This window comes from Desulfuromonas versatilis (assembly GCF_019704135.1).
In the GTDB taxonomy this organism is placed as follows: domain Bacteria; phylum Desulfobacterota; class Desulfuromonadia; order Desulfuromonadales; family NIT-T3; genus Desulfuromonas_A; species Desulfuromonas_A versatilis.
Genome location: NZ_AP024355.1, coordinates 829,806 through 844,595, shown reverse-complemented (window position 1 = coordinate 844,595; position 14,790 = coordinate 829,806). Strand labels below are relative to the sequence as shown.

The 14,790-nt window shown below is 66.5% G+C and carries 15 protein-coding genes; 4 read left to right on the top strand and 11 right to left on the bottom strand.

Translation table 11 applies throughout. The features are described 5' to 3' along the window. Nucleotides 1–15: 15 nt before the first annotated feature. Nucleotides 16–975 (top strand): DMT family transporter, encoded by a 960-nt coding sequence (locus tag DESUT3_RS03695; protein ID WP_221251121.1) that lies wholly within the window; start codon nucleotides 16–18, stop codon nucleotides 973–975. Continuing rightward, nucleotides 957–1,880, top strand: a complete 924-nt coding sequence (locus DESUT3_RS03690; RefSeq protein ID WP_221251120.1) for a DMT family transporter — start codon at nucleotides 957–959, stop codon at nucleotides 1,878–1,880. The genes DESUT3_RS03695 and DESUT3_RS03690 overlap by 19 nt, the downstream gene beginning before the upstream one ends. Nucleotides 1,881–2,676: 796 nt before the next feature. Here the strand turns inward: DESUT3_RS03690 and DESUT3_RS21095 are convergent. Together DESUT3_RS21095 and DESUT3_RS03680 are read right to left on the bottom strand one after the other, a co-directional pair. Further along, nucleotides 2,677–2,934 (bottom strand): GSU3128 family (seleno)protein, encoded by a 258-nt coding sequence (locus DESUT3_RS21095; RefSeq protein WP_264082186.1) that lies wholly within the window; start codon nucleotides 2,932–2,934, stop codon nucleotides 2,677–2,679. A 41-nt stretch (nucleotides 2,935–2,975) separates the two neighbouring features. Beyond that, nucleotides 2,976–3,452: a DUF4112 domain-containing protein gene (locus DESUT3_RS03680; protein WP_221251118.1), complete on the bottom strand. Its 477-nt coding sequence runs from the start codon at nucleotides 3,450–3,452 to the stop codon at nucleotides 2,976–2,978. A 162-nt stretch (nucleotides 3,453–3,614) separates the two neighbouring features. Here DESUT3_RS03680 and DESUT3_RS03675 point away from each other — a divergent pair, with 162 nt between their 5' ends. Then, nucleotides 3,615–4,112 (top strand): ferritin family protein, encoded by a 498-nt coding sequence (locus DESUT3_RS03675; RefSeq protein WP_221251117.1) that lies wholly within the window; start codon nucleotides 3,615–3,617, stop codon nucleotides 4,110–4,112. A gap of 48 nt (nucleotides 4,113–4,160) precedes the next feature. Further along, nucleotides 4,161–4,451: a GYD domain-containing protein gene (locus DESUT3_RS03670; protein WP_221251116.1), complete on the top strand. Its 291-nt coding sequence runs from the start codon at nucleotides 4,161–4,163 to the stop codon at nucleotides 4,449–4,451. Nucleotides 4,452–4,755: 304 nt separating this feature from the next. Here the strand turns inward: DESUT3_RS03670 and DESUT3_RS03665 are convergent, their stop codons facing one another. From DESUT3_RS03665 to DESUT3_RS03625, 9 genes are all read right to left on the bottom strand, one after another. Then, nucleotides 4,756–5,091, bottom strand: coding sequence for a type II toxin-antitoxin system HicB family antitoxin (locus DESUT3_RS03665; protein WP_221251115.1), 336 nt, complete (start codon nucleotides 5,089–5,091; stop codon nucleotides 4,756–4,758). Next, nucleotides 5,088–5,342, bottom strand: a complete 255-nt coding sequence (locus DESUT3_RS03660) for a type II toxin-antitoxin system HicA family toxin (protein ID WP_221252454.1) — start codon at nucleotides 5,340–5,342, stop codon at nucleotides 5,088–5,090. The genes DESUT3_RS03665 and DESUT3_RS03660 overlap by 4 nt, the downstream gene beginning before the upstream one ends. 228 nt (nucleotides 5,343–5,570) lie before the next feature. Continuing rightward, a complete protein-coding gene (locus DESUT3_RS03655) occupies nucleotides 5,571–6,218 on the bottom strand; it encodes a hypothetical protein (RefSeq protein ID WP_221251114.1) in 648 nt (215 codons plus the stop codon). Between the two features lie 86 nt (nucleotides 6,219–6,304). Then, nucleotides 6,305–7,249 carry an EamA family transporter RarD gene (gene rarD / locus DESUT3_RS03650; protein ID WP_225911610.1) on the bottom strand — a complete coding sequence of 315 codons (945 nt, stop codon included), beginning with the start codon at nucleotides 7,247–7,249 and terminating at the stop codon, nucleotides 6,305–6,307. Between the two features lie 193 nt (nucleotides 7,250–7,442). Next, a complete protein-coding gene (locus tag DESUT3_RS03645) occupies nucleotides 7,443–10,628 on the bottom strand; it encodes an efflux RND transporter permease subunit (RefSeq protein ID WP_221251112.1) in 3,186 nt (1,061 codons plus the stop codon). Continuing rightward, nucleotides 10,625–11,809 (bottom strand): efflux RND transporter periplasmic adaptor subunit, encoded by a 1,185-nt coding sequence (locus DESUT3_RS03640; protein ID WP_221251111.1) that lies wholly within the window; start codon nucleotides 11,807–11,809, stop codon nucleotides 10,625–10,627. Before DESUT3_RS03640 ends, DESUT3_RS03645 begins: the two co-directional genes overlap by 4 nt. 17 nt (nucleotides 11,810–11,826) lie before the next feature. Beyond that, entirely contained in the window at nucleotides 11,827–13,230 is a 1,404-nt protein-coding gene (locus DESUT3_RS03635; protein ID WP_221251110.1) for an efflux transporter outer membrane subunit, read from the bottom strand. After that, nucleotides 13,221–13,859 carry a TetR/AcrR family transcriptional regulator gene (locus DESUT3_RS03630; RefSeq protein ID WP_221251109.1) on the bottom strand — a complete coding sequence of 213 codons (639 nt, stop codon included), beginning with the start codon at nucleotides 13,857–13,859 and terminating at the stop codon, nucleotides 13,221–13,223. The genes DESUT3_RS03635 and DESUT3_RS03630 overlap by 10 nt, the downstream gene beginning before the upstream one ends. 133 nt (nucleotides 13,860–13,992) lie before the next feature. Continuing rightward, the gene (locus tag DESUT3_RS03625; protein ID WP_221251108.1) at nucleotides 13,993–14,784 is read right to left on the bottom strand and encodes a general secretion pathway protein GspB; all 792 of its coding nucleotides are present in this window, start codon (nucleotides 14,782–14,784) and stop codon (nucleotides 13,993–13,995) included. Nucleotides 14,785–14,790: the final 6 nt, after the last annotated feature.

The following is a 14,790-nucleotide window of genomic DNA, read 5'->3' as shown; positions in this document are numbered from 1 at the left end:
CGAAGGGAACCGACCATGAGCAACTTCCTCTTCTACACCGCCACCGTGCTGATCTGGGGATCGACCTGGCTGGCCATCAAGTTCCAGCTCGGCAGCGTCGACCCGCTGGCCTCGGTGGCCTACCGCTTCGCCCTGGCGGCGCTGCTGCTGCTCGGCTTCTGCCTCCTCAGCAGGCGCCGGATGCGCTTCAGCCTCCGCGAGCACCTGTTCATCGCCCTGCAGGGGGGGCTGCTCTTCGCCATCAACTACTGGATGTTCTACCTCGCCGAACTCTACCTCGCCAGCGGCCTGGTGGCGGTGGTCTTCTCCACCATGGTGATCCTCAACGTGGTCAACGGCGCCCTGCTGCTCGGCACCCCCATCGAGGCGCGGGTGATCGTCGGCGGCGCCCTGGGGCTTTTCGGCATCGGCCTGGTCTTCTGGCCCGAACTGCGCGCCTTCGACTTCAGCGGCCAGGGGGTCCAGGGGCTGCTGCTGTGCCTGCTCGCCACGCTGATGGCCTCACTGGGCAACATCGTCTCGGCCCGCAACCAGCGCCATGGCTTGCCAATCGTCCAGACCAACGCCTACGGCATGAGCTACGGCGCGCTGCTGAGCTTCGCCTATGTGCTGGTCAGTGGCCGGGAGTTCGGTTTCGAGCTCAGCGGGGCCTACCTCGGTTCACTGCTGTATCTGGCGGTGTTCGGCTCCATCGTCGCCTTCGGCTGCTACCTCACCCTGGTCGGCCGCATCGGCGCCGGGCGCGCCGCCTACACCACCCTGCTGTTTCCCCTGGTGGCCCTGGGGCTGTCGACCCTCTTCGAAAATTACCACTGGAGCCTTTCGGCGGTTGCCGGTATCCTGCTGATCCTGGCCGGCAACGTGTTGGCCCTGAAAAAGCCGCGCCGGCGCGCCGCCGTCCCGACGCCGGAAGCGCCCGACCTGCAACCTTCAACCCTCAGCGAAACCGAACACCCATGCAGAACAACAGCCTGAAAGCCGATGCCCTGCTGTTTCTCACTGCGGCCATCTGGGGCTTTGCCTTCGTCGCCCAGCGGGTCGGCATGGATTACATCGGCCCCTTCACCTACAACGGCATCCGTTTCGCCCTGGGCAGCCTCTCGCTGCTGCCGCTGATCTACCTGAGCAGGCGGGCCGGCAGGCAGGGTGGGCGCAGCGCACCGGCAGGCGGCAAGGTTCTGCTCTACGGCGGGCTGATGGCCGGCGGCGCCCTGTTCCTCGGCGCTTCCCTGCAGCAGGCCGGGCTGGTCTACACGACCGCCGGCAACGCCGGCTTCATCACCGGGCTCTACGTGGTGCTGGTGCCGATCCTGGGCCTTTTCTGGAAACAGCGCCCCGGCGCCGGCACCTGGCTCGGCGCCTCCCTGGCCCTGGTCGGGCTCTACCTGCTGAGCGTCACCGAGCAGTTCACCATGGCCTTCGGCGATGTGCTGGTGCTGATCGGCGCCTTTTTCTGGGCCGGGCACGTGCTGCTGATCGGCTGGCTCTCGCCGCGCATGGACGCCCTCAAGCTCTCCGCCATCCAGTTCGCGGTCTGCGCGGTGCTCAGCCTGCTCACCGCCCTGCTGCTGGAAACCATCACCCTCGACTCGGTGCTGCAGGCGACGGTGCCGATTCTCTACGGCGGCCTGATGTCGGTGGGGGTCGCCTACACCCTGCAGGTGGTCGCCCAGCGCGACGCCCACCCGGCGCATACCGCCATCCTGCTCAGCCTCGAGGGGGTGTTCGCCGCCATCGGCGGCTGGCTGCTGCTCGGCGAGACCCTGGGTCCCCGGGCCCTGCTCGGCTGCGCCCTGATGCTCAGCGGCATGCTGCTCTCGGAACTTTCCGCCTACCTTTTTCGGCCCAGGGCTTGCCGGTCGCAGGAAGCGAACAGCTAAAAAAACGGGGCAGGCCTTTTCAGGCCTGCCCCGGGTCTTTTTCCTCCACCGTATTGCTTCGACGCTGCAGGGGCGATGCTGGCCATCGCCCAGGGCGAACACCGTCGCCCCCCTCCCCGTGTGACGCCGCCGGAGCGGAGTGGACGTTTTGCGAATCAGCCGGGCGAATTTTTTGTAGGGGCAAACCTATGTGTTTGCCCTTTTGCCCGGCCGCAAAATGTCTGCGCAGCGTAGGGTACCCGCCGCAGGCGGGCAAGGAGCCGGGTGCCCTTCTTTTGGTTACTTTTCTTGGGCAGGCTAGAAAAGTAACTGGCCAGGGCGGGGCCAGTCCCGCCGGTTTTGACCTTTGGATGTGCTGGTACGGCCAAAACCAGAATCAAAACCGCCGGTCCCGGCCGGCTGCCGGGTTACTTCTTTGCTCGTCCAAAGAAGTAACCAAGAAAGGACGTTCGCTGCGCTGGCATGGGGGTCGCGAAGTGGCGGTGCGACTGGTAACGGTTGAGCATCTGACTCCCGGCGCGTCTCCGCCCGCCCCTCTTCTGCGCCCTGGAGGTCCGCCGGCAGTCTACTGGGCTGTTGCAAACACCGGCGCTGCTAGAAAAATCCAAAAGCCCGAAAAGACCCTCCCCCGTTGCCCCAGAGCCCTGGGCGAACACATAGGTTCGCCCCTACCGGTCATACACCGGCGCTACTGGAAAAATGCAAAAGCCATAACCTCTACCGGTTAACCATCCAACGACTCAAGCCCCCTTTGACAAGGGGGGCGCTCCCCCTCCGCGGACAGAGAGAAGGAGCCTCAATCCTCCAACCCCAACTCCCCCATCATCCGCAAAGTAAAATTCTTCGCCCGCCCCGAAGGGGCGATCATCCCGTACGCCATGGCTTCCTTCAGCTCCGCCTCGGTAGCCCCCGCCTGCTTCGCGACCGCGAAGTGCTTGGTGAGTCAGTCGGGGCACCCCACCGCCACCGCGCAGGCGACGCGGATCATTTCGCGGGTTTTAACGTCGAGCACTTCCTCGTACTCGTAGTCGAGAAACTTCTTGCGCATCTTCATACTTACCCTCCTTCTCAGTTACAGGTTAAACGGGCGCATTCTCAGGCGCCGCTCGCCGCCTGCCAGAGCAAGCGGATCAGCAAAAAGCCGAGCATGCCGATGAACACCACGAAGGCCACCAGCACCAGGCCGAGCAGCCCGGCGAACAGGCGGCTCGAGGCCACCGCCCGGCGCGGGTTTTCCAAATAGTCGCCCAGCAGCAGCACGTTGCGCTGGTTGGCCTTCCAGGCGAAATCGAACAGGTCCCCAAACAGGGGGATGGCGCCGACCAGGGTATCGAGGGCGATGTTGGCGGCCATCTTCAGCAGCACCGACTTGGGGGCGCCCAGGCGCGCGGCCTCGGAGAGGATGTAGCTGGAGACCAGCGCGCCGATGGTATCGCCGTAGCCGGGGAACAGGCCGATCAGGGCATCGAGGCCGATGCGGACGTTCAACCCCGGGATCGGGATGGAGTTGTCCAGCAGCCAGGCCAGCCGCTCCAGGCGTTTTTTGATTTTATCCTGATCCATCTTGCTCATCGCGATCCTTTCCGGAAGGCCCTGGTCCAGAGGCCCCAAGCACCAGAAAAGACTACCAGAAAAGTCCCTGCTTTTCATCCCGCAGGGATGCCGGCGGTTGACAGCCGCCGGTTTTGCATTATTTCTGTAAGTAAAGAAACCTTAAGCGGAAAAGAGGTAGCCATGTTTGAAAACGTCGACATCCAAGAAGCGATCAAGCGCTCCATCCAGACCGAAAAGAATGCCCGCGATTTCTACCGCCTGGGCGCCAAGCACATCAAAAACGAACGGGCCCGGAAGACCTTCGAATTTCTCGCCCGCGAAGAGGCCGAACACGCCAGCTGGTTCTACGACATCTACGAGGGGGACGACATCCCCGACTTCGACGCCTTCATGGCCGTCGACCCGCAGAAGGACTCGGACTGGCTCTCGGACCTGGAAAAGGCCCAGATGGAGGAGCTCAACGAGCACAAGGCCCTGGAGCTGGCCATGGACAAGGAGCTGAAGCTGGAAAAAGCCCTGCGCGAGATGGCTGCCAAGATCAAGAACCCCGGGGTCAGCGCCGTGTTCATGAAAAACGCCGAGTCGACCCACGAGCACTACGAACTGATCGAATCGGAATACGCCCACCTGATGGGGATGGTCCACGAGACCGACATCGACACCTACGTGCGGGAATGAGAGGGCGGCTCAGCCTAACAAAGCTCAAGTTTGCGGGGGAGAAACAACATGGCAACGTTTATCACCCTCATCAACTTCACCGACCAGGGCATTCGCAACGTCAAGGACTCGCCGGCGCGCTTCGAGGCCTTCAAGGCCATGGCCGAATCCCTGGGGCTGACCGTCAAAAGCGCCTATTGGACCGTGGGGAATTACGACATCGTGATTGTCGTGGAGGGGCCCGAAGAGGCCGCCGTCACCGCCCTGCTCAAAACAGGTTCCCTCGGCAACGTGCGTACCCAGACCCTGCGTGGATTCTCTGCGGAGGAGATGAAGCGCCTGCTCGCCAACATGCCCTGACTAAAGGCTTGCCCTGCTCACCATGATGTAGTGAACGGTAGGAGCGGACAGGTTTGTCAAAAATCCAATTTGCCTGTCCAAGGTCCTGCAAGTATTGCAATTCCCCTAGCTGCGGGGGGGGGGCAGGTCTTGAATTATCACTTTTTCCGTCGATAGTTCCGCAATAATTCAGAGGACACCTTACTTAACCCCAGGCCTGCCAACTGACTTGGGTGCAGGTTGTGTCCTGCTCCCGGATGACCACCGAGAAGGTGGGACGGGAGGTCTTTTTCCTCTCGTCCTGTGAAACTTTGGCCGGCGCAGTTCATTCGTGCACGGCTTTATCCAGGACTTCAACCACCCACTGATTGAGGCTTTTCCCGTGGGCGGCGGCGGCCCGGGCGATGTCGGCGTGCAGCTTGCCGGGGACGCGGACGTTGAATTTGCCGGAGTATTCTTTTCTGGGGTTGACCCCGTCTTCGGCGCACATGTCGAGAAAGACCTTGAGAGAGGCGGCTCCTTCTTTTTTAAGGCCGTCGGCGTCTTTGGCGTAAAAATCGGCGCCGCCGTTCAGGCCGACGAATTCGCCGCGAAACATTTCGATTTCCGGGTCGTAGGCGATGACGGCGCGGTAACCGTCGATTTCCATCATGTTCATCATGGTGTCACCTCGTTTTCTTTGAGCCAGTCGCGGATGGCGGCAACGGCGCCTTTGTCGGTGTCGGGCGATGGATGCGGGCGATGAAACACCCGGCGGTCGCCGAACAGCCTGACCCCTATGCGCGAACCTTCGCGCTCGGTTATTTCGGCGCCGAGTTCAACCAGCAGCGCCTCGATGTCGCGCCACTTGATGTTGGCGCTGACCGGCCGGGCGAAAATAAGCTCAAGGGTTTTCTGGTGCTTGCGTTTAATGAAAGAATGGTACCGGATAGTGGTACTGTCGTCAAGGGGGGGGTTCGAGAAGAACGGTTGCGCGCCGAACACGCTTCTATGCTCTGTCCACCAGGCTCGGGCCCGGGGTCACGGGCCCGAGGCCAGGTCTTGAATCATCATCTTTCCACCGCGGATTGACCCACCCCCACCACAAAAATCGCCCCCTCCCCCCCGCAAACAGACGCCTCAGGAAACGATTCTCCAACCCTAGTCGCTGATCCGCCGTCTCTCATAGGTGGGGCGAAAGTCCGCGCACAGGGCGTGGGAGAGTTCCGCCACCATCTTGCCGTATTTCTCCTCGGGATTGCTGAGGCCGAAGCTGGCCGGGCCGTTGGCCGCCAGGTTGATGTTGGCCACGGACCATTTGCCGTGGACCGAGTTGGTCCACAGGGTGGCCCCGCGGCCGGTCTCGCGCAGCTTGGCGTTCAGGGCGCCGTTGACGTAGGCATTGGCGTTCAGGCTGTTCCAGGCGCTGGAGAGCCGCAGGTCCGGTTTCACCTCGGAGACCTGCAGCTGGCCGGTCAGGAGCGCATCCACCCCGTATTTTTCCCCGATCGCCCGCAACCCTGCCGGATCCAGGAGCTCCCGGGAGAACTTCTCCGCAGGGCCCAGCTCCAGCACCCTCACCCCCGGCTGGGCCGCCTGGAGCTGCTGCAGAAAGCTCTGGGTGGCCTGCTGGCCAAGGGGCTGGCTGCCCGTCACGGAGAAATCGATCACCCCGATGGTCTGGAAAGCCGCCAGATCGACCCGGGGCGGCACGGTGACCACAATGGACCTGGAACAGCCGCTGCCGGCCAGAAAAAGCCCGATCAGAAACAGGATGCCTACCAGGCGTTTGCTCGACTTATCGTTCATGACCCCTCCCTAAAAACCTGGAATGTTGCCGGAAAACAGAGCAAAAAGCGGGCCATTCGCGCCGCGGTATCCGCTGAAGGGCCAGCTCAGGGACGCGCCGCCCGGCTCCGCAGCGTCTTGGCCGTGCGGGAGCTGCGGAAGAAGTCGAGAGAGAACAGGACCAGCCCCGACCAGATGCAGGCGAAGGTGACCAGGTGCACCAGGGTGAAGGCTTCGCCGAAGGCGGCAACGGCCAGCAGCAGGTGGAGGCTGGGGGTGATGTATTGCAGAAAGCCGATGGTGGCCAGCCGCAGCCTGCGGGCCGCCCCGGCGAACAGCAGCAGCGGCAGGGAGGTAACCACCCCCGCCAGCGGCAGCAGCAGGTTGAGACTCAAATCCGCGCCGAGAAAACGCCCCTCCCCGCCCGCCCCGACCACCAGCAGATAACCCAGCGCCAGCGGCGCAAGCAGGCAGGTCTCGACGGTAAGCCCGAGCAGGGCATCGATGTTGGCCGTCTTGCGCAGCAGCCCGTAGGTGCCGAAGGAGCCGGCCAGGGCCAGGGCGATCCAGGGGACCTGGCCGTAGGAGAGGGTCAGAATCAGCACGCCCGCAACCGCCAGAAGGAGGCTCAGATTCTGCAGGGGGCGCAGCCGCTCTTTGAGGAACACAAAACCGAGAGCCACGTTGATCAGCGGGGTGATGAAATACCCCAGGCTCGACTGCAGCACCTGCCCCGCGGCCACGGCGTAGATGAAGATCAGCCAGTTGGCGGCGATCAGCAGGGTGGAACAGGTCAGGATGCGCAGGGTGGCGCGGTCGGCGAAGGCGGCGGCCAACGCCTGCCGCCGGCCCATGGCGAAGACCAGGATCAGCAGCAGGGCCGCCGACCAGAAGATGCGGTGGGCCAGCACCTCGAGCGGCGGGACTTGGGCCAGGGCCTTGAAGTAGGCCGGGAAGAACCCCCAGATCAGGTAGGCCGCGAGGCCGAAGAAAACCCCCTGGCGCAGGGGGCGGGTGTCGGGCGCGGGGTCGGTGGCGGTTTCGGTGGTCACGATGCGGGGCGCTTTCGCTGGAAGAGGGTTGGGGTGTGGAGAAATGTACTGCTGATTGATCTCGGGCGCCACTGAATATTTGGCAAGAATCGAAAGCTGCAAGCCCCGGCCGCTTTGATCCGACTGATCCGTCGGATCGGACCGATCGGTCGGATCGGACGCGGCCGGGGTGGTTGCCCTCCCCAAAAAGCCCTCAGTTTTCTTCCGCCTTCTCCATCTCCACCGCATGATCCGCGTGGGCGGGGCGCAGGCCGAACAGCCCGCGCACGTCCTCCAGCACCAGGTAGAGCGAGGGGATCAGCAGCAGGGTGATGCCGGTGGCGAAGAGGATGCCGAAGCCGAGGCTGATCGCCATGGGGATCAGGAACTGGGCCTGCACGCTGGTCTCGAGGATCATCGGCGCCAGGCCGAAGAAGGTGGTCAGCGAGGTCAGCAGGATCGGCCGGAAGCGCCGCTGGCCGGCGTCGAGCACCGCCCGGGCGAGGTCCTCGCCCCCTTCGCGGCGGTTGCCGTTGATGCGGTCGATGAGCAGCAGCGAGTCGTTGACCACCACCCCGGAGAGGGCGACGATGCCGAACATGCTGAGGATCGACAGGTTGTAGCCCATGATCAGGTGCCCGGCGATGGCGCCGACCACCCCGAAGGGGATGGCGGCCATGATCAGCAGCGGCTGGCTGTAGCTGCGAAAAGGGATGGCGAGCAGGGCGAAGATCGCCAGCAGGGCCAGCATAAAGCCGGTCTTCATGCTCTCCATCGACTCGCGGCGCTCCTTCTCCTCCCCCTCCATGTTGAAGGAGAGCCCCGGGTAGTCGTGGGCCAGCTGCTCCAGCAGCCCCCCCTTGAGCTCGGCGAGGATCTCCCCGGCGTTGGCCTGGCGGTTGTCGACGCTGGCGGTGACGTTGATCACCCGCTTGCGGTCGGTGCGGTTGATCTCGGAGAAGCCGCGCCCCTCCTCGACCCAGGCCGCCCGGGTCAGGGGGACCTCGCCCCCCTGCGGGGTGCGCAGGCGCAGCGCCTCGAAGTCCCAGAGGCTCTGTCGATCGTCCTCGGGGTAGCGGACCATCACCTTGACCTCGTTGCGCCCGCGCTGCAGGCGCAGCGCCTCGGCGCCGTAGAAGGCACCGCGCACCTGGCGGCCGAGGTCCTCCTCGGTGATTCCCAGGGTGCGACCCTCGGGCTTGAGGCGGATCTTCAGCTCGCGCTTGCCCCGCGCGTAGGTATCCTCGAGATCGCCCACCCCCGGGTAGTTGCCCAGCTCCTGCTTGATGCGCTCGGAGGCCACGGCCAGCACCGCGAAGTCCTCGTGGGCCAGCTGGATGTCGATGTTGGCCCCCATCCGCACCAGGTTGGACTTGAAGACCAGCGACTCGATGCCGGGGATCTCGCCGACCTTCTTGCGCCAGGCGCCGGCTATCTCGGTAGTGGAGATGCCGCGCTTTTCGCTGGCGGTCAGGAACATGGCCATGTCCGCCAGGTGCGCGCCGGAGGGGCTTTCCGCCCCGCCCCCCGGCCCCCCCTCGGCCAGGGAGCTGCCGACCACGGCGTAGACGTGGCGCAGCACGCTCTGCCCTTCGGGCAACTCGCGGTCGAACTCCTCTACCGTCTCCTGTGCCTTCTGACGGATGAACTCCTGGACCCGGGAGGTCTGCTCCACCGGGGTGCCGCGAGGCATCTGCAGGGTGGCAGTGATGACGTCGGCGTCGACCTCGGGCATGAAGTTGAACTTGAGGATGCCGCCGCCGATCACCCCCACCGAGAGAAACAGCACGGCGATGGCCGCGGCGATGGTCACGTAGCGCCAGCGCAGGCACAGATTCAGGGTGCGCCGGTAGGGGCCGGCGATGAAGCGCTCCAGGCCCCGGCCGAAGGCGAGCCGCACCCGGTCGATGGCGCCGATCAGCCCCTTGGGGCTCTGCCGCCGCTTGCCCATGGCGAGGTGGGCGGGGAGGATGAACAGGCACTCGACCAGCGAAACCACCAGGATGGTGATCACCACCGCCGGGATCACGTAGATGAACTTGCCCATCAGCCCGCTGACGAACAGCAGCGGCGAGAAGGCTGCCAGGGTGGTGAGGATGGCGAAGACCACCGGCACCGAGACCTCGAGGGTGCCGTCGATGGCCGCCTGCAGAAACGGCTTGCCCATCTGCCGGTGCTCGAAGATGTTCTCGCCGACCACGATGGCGTCGTCGACCACGATCCCCAGCGCCAGGATGAAGGCGAACAGGGAGATCATGTTGATCGACACGCCGATGGCCGGCATCAGGAACAGGGTGCCGAAAAACGAGATGGGGATGCCGAGCATGACCCACAGGGCCAGGCGGATCTCGAGGAACAGCCCCAGGGTGATCAGCACCAGCACCAGGCCGAGGGCGGCGTTCTTGAGCAGCAGGTTCATGCGGCTCTCGAACAGCTCGGAGGTGTCGTTCCAGGTGGCCAGGCGCACCGACGGGGGGAGGCTGCCGCGCTTTTGCGCCACGTAGTCGATGACCAGGTCGGAGATCTCCGTCGGCTTCTGCTCGCCGACCCGGAACACCTTGACCATGGCCGCGGGCATGCCGTCGAAGGTGGCCTTCTCGTCGGTCTCGCGGAAGCTGTCCCTGACCTCGGCGATGTCGCGCAGGTGCACCTCGGTTCCGTCGGGGTTGGTGAGCACCGCGATGTCGCCGTACTCGGGGCCGAGATAGCGCCGCTCCTTGGTGCGCAGCAGGATCTGCCCGCCGGAGGTCTTGATCTCGCCGCCGGGCAGGTCGAGGGAGGCGCGCCGCACCCGCTGGGCGACCTGCTCGAGGGTCAGGTTGTAGCGGCGCAGGTTCTGCTCGGGGATCTCGATGGAGATCTCGTAGGGGCGCACCCCGCCGAGGTCGACCTGGGTGATCTGCGGCAGCTCGAGCAGCTCGTCGCGCACGGCCTCGGCGCGCTCGCGCAGGCTGCGTTCGGGCAGCTCGCCGTAGACCACCACCGAGATGACCTCGCGGCGGTTGAGCAGCTTGCTGATGACCGGCTCCTCGGCGTCGAGGGGGAAGGTGGTGATGCGGTCGACCTCGCTCTTGACGTCCTGCAGCACCTTGTCGGCGTCCAGCCCCTCGCGAACCTCGACCATCACCGTCCCCACCCCTTCGGCGGCGGTGGACTTGATCTGCTTGATGCCGTCGACCCCGGTGAGGTTCTCCTCGATCTTGAGCAGGATCCCCTCCTCGACCTCCTCGGGGCCGGCCCCCGGATAGGGGACGCTGATGCTGATGCGGTCGAGGGAGATCTCGGGAAACACCTCCTGCTTGACCTTGGGACCGAGGATCAGCCCGCCGACGATGAAGACCAGCATCAGCAGGTTGGCGGCCACGTGGTTGTGGGTCATCCAGCGGACCGGGCCGTTCATGGGCGGCTCTCCCCGGCGGCGGCCGCCGGGCGCAGCTTCATCCCCTCGGCGGCGCCGGCCACGTTGGTCAGCACCACCCGGTCGCCGGGTTCGAGACCGGCACCGATGACCACCTCGGAGCGGGCCCGGCGCACCACCTCCACCGAACGGAATTTGAGGTGGCTGTCGTTCATCAACCAGACCTGCTCGCCGTCGCGCAGGGCGCTGGAGGGCAGCACCGCCACGTTCTCCAGGGTCTGCCCCTGCAGTATCACCTCGACGAAGCTCCCCAGGGCCAGGGGCGGACGCTCCTGGGCGGAGCCCTGCAGGCCGTGGGGATCATCCACCGCCACCACCACCCGGGCCATGCGCCCCTGGGGGTCGACATCCCCCAGCGAGCGGACGATGCGCCCGGACCATTGGTAGACGCGCTCGCCGGCGGCGAGCTTCACCGTTGCCGGCGAACCCTCCCCGGCCTCACCGGCCCGGGGGATCCGCAGCCAGCCCAGCTCGTGCAGCGGCAGGGGCACCACGATCTCGGCCTGATCGGTGCCGGCGAAAACCGCCACCGGGCTCCCCGCCCGCAGGTACTGACCGGTGTCCACCGACTCGGAGCGGATGATGCCGTTGAAAGGAGCGCGCACCAGGGTCCGCTCGAGCTCGAGCTCGGCCTGCTGCAGGGCCGCCCCGGCCGAAAGCAGCGACGCCTGGGCGTTTTTCAGCTGCGGCTCGTAGAGGGCCAGGGGGTTGTCCGGCGCCTCGGCGGGCTTCAGCCGCTGCCATTCCTGGCGGGCCACCCGCGCCTGCCCCTGCACCGTGGCCAGCTCGAACTCGGCCCGGGCCAGGGCCGCCTTGGCGCGGTCCACCGCCAGGCGAAAGTCGGCATCCTCGATGCGAAACAGCACCTCGCCCCGGCGCAGGTAGCCACCGGCCACCAGGCGCGGCGAAACCTCCAGCGCCCGGCCGCTGACCTGCGGGGCGATCTCCACCTGCTGGCGGGGCTGGACGGTGCCGGTGCCGTGCACCAGCACCTGGCGCTCGCCGATGGTCACCGCCAGGGTCTCCACCAGGGCGCCGGGGTTCTCCCGGGCGGCCTTATGAGGTTCGGGGCGGCTGGCGATCATCAGGCGCATGGCGAAAAAGCCCCCGGCCAGGATGAGCAGGGCGAGCAGGGCCATGATAATTTTGGTGGTTCGACTCATAGCTGCGTTCCTTTGGTTTACTGCCGCGCCAGGCGGCGCTGGAGTTCTTCGTTCATCCAGGTGCCGCCCAGGGCCCGGGCCAGGCTGATGCGATCGGCGATGAGCTGGCGGCGCGCGGCCAGCAGCTGGCTCTCGACGTTGAACTGGGCCACCTGGGCGGTGAGCACCGGCAGGTAGTCGGAGAGCCCGGTCAGGTAGCGCTCGAGGGAGAGCCGCAGCGAGGCCTGGGTGGCCTCGACCTGCTCCTCGAGCCGGGCGATGCGCTGCTCGGAGGTGCGGTTGCCGCTCAGGGCGTCCTCCACCTCCTGGAAGGCCCGCAGCACCGCCTGGTGATAGGCCGCCAGGCTTTCGCGGAAGGCGGCCTCGCTGCGCTCGACCTCGGCCTTGCGCCGCCCGGCGTCGAACACCGGCTGCGCCAGGTTGAGAATCAGGTTCCAGAAGCTGCCGGTGATGTCCCCGGTGCTGAAGGCGGTGCGGCTGCGACCGTAGCCGCCGAGCAGGTTGAAGGCGGGAAAGCGCTCGGCGATGGCCGCGGCCACCCGGGCGTCGCCCGCCTCGACCCGCCGCAGGGCGGCCTCCACGTCGGGGCGGCGGGCCAGCAGCTGCGAGGGGAGCCCGGCGGGGAACCAGGCCGGAATCTCGGCCAGGGCCACGGTGTCGGCCGCAAGCTGCCCGGGATAGCGGCCGAGGAGCACCGCCAGGGCGTGGCGGGCCTGCTCCAGGCTGGCTTCGAACTGGGGGCGGCGGGCCTGGGCGGCGGCCAGGGTCTGGCGCGCCTGGTAGACATCGAGGGCCGGCACCAGCCCCTCGCGGTAGCGCCGCTCGACCCGCTCCAGGGTGTCGGCGAAGGAGGCGATGGTCTGGTCGGTCAGCTCGAGCTGGGCGCGCTGTTCGGCCACCAGGTAATAGAGATCGGCCAGCTGCGCCGAGGTGCTCAGCAGCAGGGTCTGCACCTCGCCCGCCGCGGCCAGCCCTTCCAGCTCGGCGGCCAGGCTGCGGTTCTTCAGCTTCTGCCAGAGATCGATCTCGAAGCCCGCGGCCAGCGACAGCCGGTAGCTGTTGCCGGTGTCTTCGCCAAGGATCCCCGGGGTCATCTCCCGCCTGGTCTGCCCCTCCAGGTTCAAAAAGGGGTAGCGGGCCGCCTCGGCGGCGCGGCCGGCCGCTTCGGCCTGCTCCAGGCGGGCCAGGGCCCGGGCGATATCGAGGTTGGCCCCCAGGGCCTCTTCGACCAGGGCTTCGAGCTGCGGATCGCCGAAGGCGAGCCACCAGCGCTCGGGGAGCGGGGCGGAGGGCCCGGGCGCCGGGGTGAAGGCTTCCGGCAGCGGCGCCGGGGCACTGATCTCGGCGGGGCGGTGCAGCGCGCAGCCGGCCAGCAGCAGGCCGGTCAGCAGCAGCGCCAGGGCAGGCAGGGTCAAGCGCATGGCGCCTCCATTCCGGCAGCAAGAAAAGGGATCATCAGCCCGAGCAGGGTCTGCGAATCGCGGGTCGGCTCGATCCCCGGCGGCAGCGGCAGGGGCTTGTCGAGCAGGCACAGGGTCTGGCCCATGGAGCCGAGGGCGAACACCATGCGCCAGAAGACCGTGGGCGCCGGCTGCTGGGGCAGGGCCTCGCGCATGACCTCGAAAAAGACCTGGAAGGTGGGCTGCATCAGCTGCATGAACAGGCTGCGCAAGGCCCCGTCCGGTTCGCCCAGGGCGCGGCCGACCAGGCTGATGAAATCCCGGGCGCCCGGGCCCGATTCGCGAAAGGCCAGGGTCGGCTCGATGAAGGCGCGCAGGGTCTCCTCCACCCCCGGCGGCCGTCCGGCGCCCCGGGCCTGCTGGCGGACCTGCTCCAGGGCCCCCCGGCGGGCCTCGTTGAGCGGGGTCAAGCGCCGCTCGAGCACCGCCTGGGCCAGAGCGTCCTTGCTGCCGAAGTGGTAATTGACCGCGGCCAGGTTGGCCCCGGCCCGCCCGGTGATGGCGCGCAATGAGGTGTTGTGGAACCCCTCGCGGGCGAACAGGCTTTCGGCGGCATCGAGGATGCGCTGCTTGGTATCTGGTTGGCTCATGAACCCTCCCCTCGGACCTGGGTCGAAACAATCATACGATAATTTTAAACGAACGTTTGACTTAGAAGTCAAGGCAAAAAAAACGGGGCAGGTTGCGACCTGCCCCGCCGGCGGTGACCGGAAAGCGGAATTTTCAATAATTTGCCCGCCCGCTGGAAAGGTGGAGAATTCTGAAGCGGTACCCCTGGTAGCTGAATATCACCCCCTCGGGGGTGATCTCCTCGAGCACCAGCCCATTGCTCAGGACATCGCCTTCGCGCAGAATCCGGTCGTTGATGCGCACCATCCGCGCGCTGACCCGGGGGGTGTAGAAATGCACCGACAGGGTCAACGCGGGGATGCCGCTGCGCACCGAAGCCGGCAGGGCATCGAACTCATAGGTGCGGGACTCGGCCACCACCGGGGTTGGGGCGGCGGGTTCGGCCTCGGGCTCGACGGCAGGTTCGGGTTCGACAGCGGGCTGCGCCGCGGGGAGCGGCGGAGCCGGAGCGGGCGGGGAAACCTCCGCTGGCGGTTCGCTCGCCGCCGCGACGGGAACCGGCTGGGGCCGGGGCTCTTCAGGGGCCTGGACGACCGCTTCGGGCACCTGCTTCGGAGTAACGGAGGCGGCCGGGGCAGCCGGCGCCGGCCTGGGGGCCGACGGCGGCTCGGCAGCGGGCCTGGCCGCCGTGGCGGCGGGTTGCGGCTGGGGGGCGGGCTGCGGCTGCGGCGGCGCCTGGACGACCGGGGTCCGCTGCGAGGAGGATGCGAGCCACCAGGCGACCAGACCGGCGTTGAGCAGCAGCGCAACCACCAGCAGCCAGGGCCAGAGCGGACGTTTTCTGCGGCCGGGCGGCACCGGGGCGTGCACCGTCTGCAGGTCGGGGACGCCGGCCCGCTGCCGCTTGCGGTCGGACTTCTTCAATGCATCGAGAATAAACGACATGCCTGC

Excerpts from the sequence above, each read along its gene's own strand:
- DESUT3_RS03665 (WP_221251115.1), bottom strand. The coding sequence starts at position 5,091 with ATGATGAACATGATGGAAATCGACGGTTACCGCGCCGTCATCGCCTAC.
- DESUT3_RS03640 (WP_221251111.1), bottom strand. The coding sequence starts at position 11,809 with ATGAGTCGAACCACCAAAATTATCATGGCCCTGCTCGCCCTGCTCATC.
- DESUT3_RS03670 (WP_221251116.1), top strand. The coding sequence starts at position 4,161 with ATGGCAACGTTTATCACCCTCATCAACTTCACCGACCAGGGCATTCGC.
- DESUT3_RS03645 (WP_221251112.1), bottom strand. The coding sequence starts at position 10,628 with ATGAACGGCCCGGTCCGCTGGATGACCCACAACCACGTGGCCGCCAAC.
- DESUT3_RS03635 (WP_221251110.1), bottom strand. The coding sequence starts at position 13,230 with ATGCGCTTGACCCTGCCTGCCCTGGCGCTGCTGCTGACCGGCCTGCTG.
- DESUT3_RS03655 (WP_221251114.1), bottom strand. The coding sequence starts at position 6,218 with ATGAACGATAAGTCGAGCAAACGCCTGGTAGGCATCCTGTTTCTGATC.
- DESUT3_RS03675 (WP_221251117.1), top strand. The coding sequence starts at position 3,615 with ATGTTTGAAAACGTCGACATCCAAGAAGCGATCAAGCGCTCCATCCAG.
- DESUT3_RS03680 (WP_221251118.1), bottom strand. The coding sequence starts at position 3,452 with ATGAGCAAGATGGATCAGGATAAAATCAAAAAACGCCTGGAGCGGCTG.
- DESUT3_RS03625 (WP_221251108.1), bottom strand. The coding sequence starts at position 14,784 with ATGTCGTTTATTCTCGATGCATTGAAGAAGTCCGACCGCAAGCGGCAG.
- DESUT3_RS03695 (WP_221251121.1), top strand. The coding sequence starts at position 16 with ATGAGCAACTTCCTCTTCTACACCGCCACCGTGCTGATCTGGGGATCG.
- DESUT3_RS03690 (WP_221251120.1), top strand. The coding sequence starts at position 957 with ATGCAGAACAACAGCCTGAAAGCCGATGCCCTGCTGTTTCTCACTGCG.
- DESUT3_RS03630 (WP_221251109.1), bottom strand. The coding sequence starts at position 13,859 with ATGAGCCAACCAGATACCAAGCAGCGCATCCTCGATGCCGCCGAAAGC.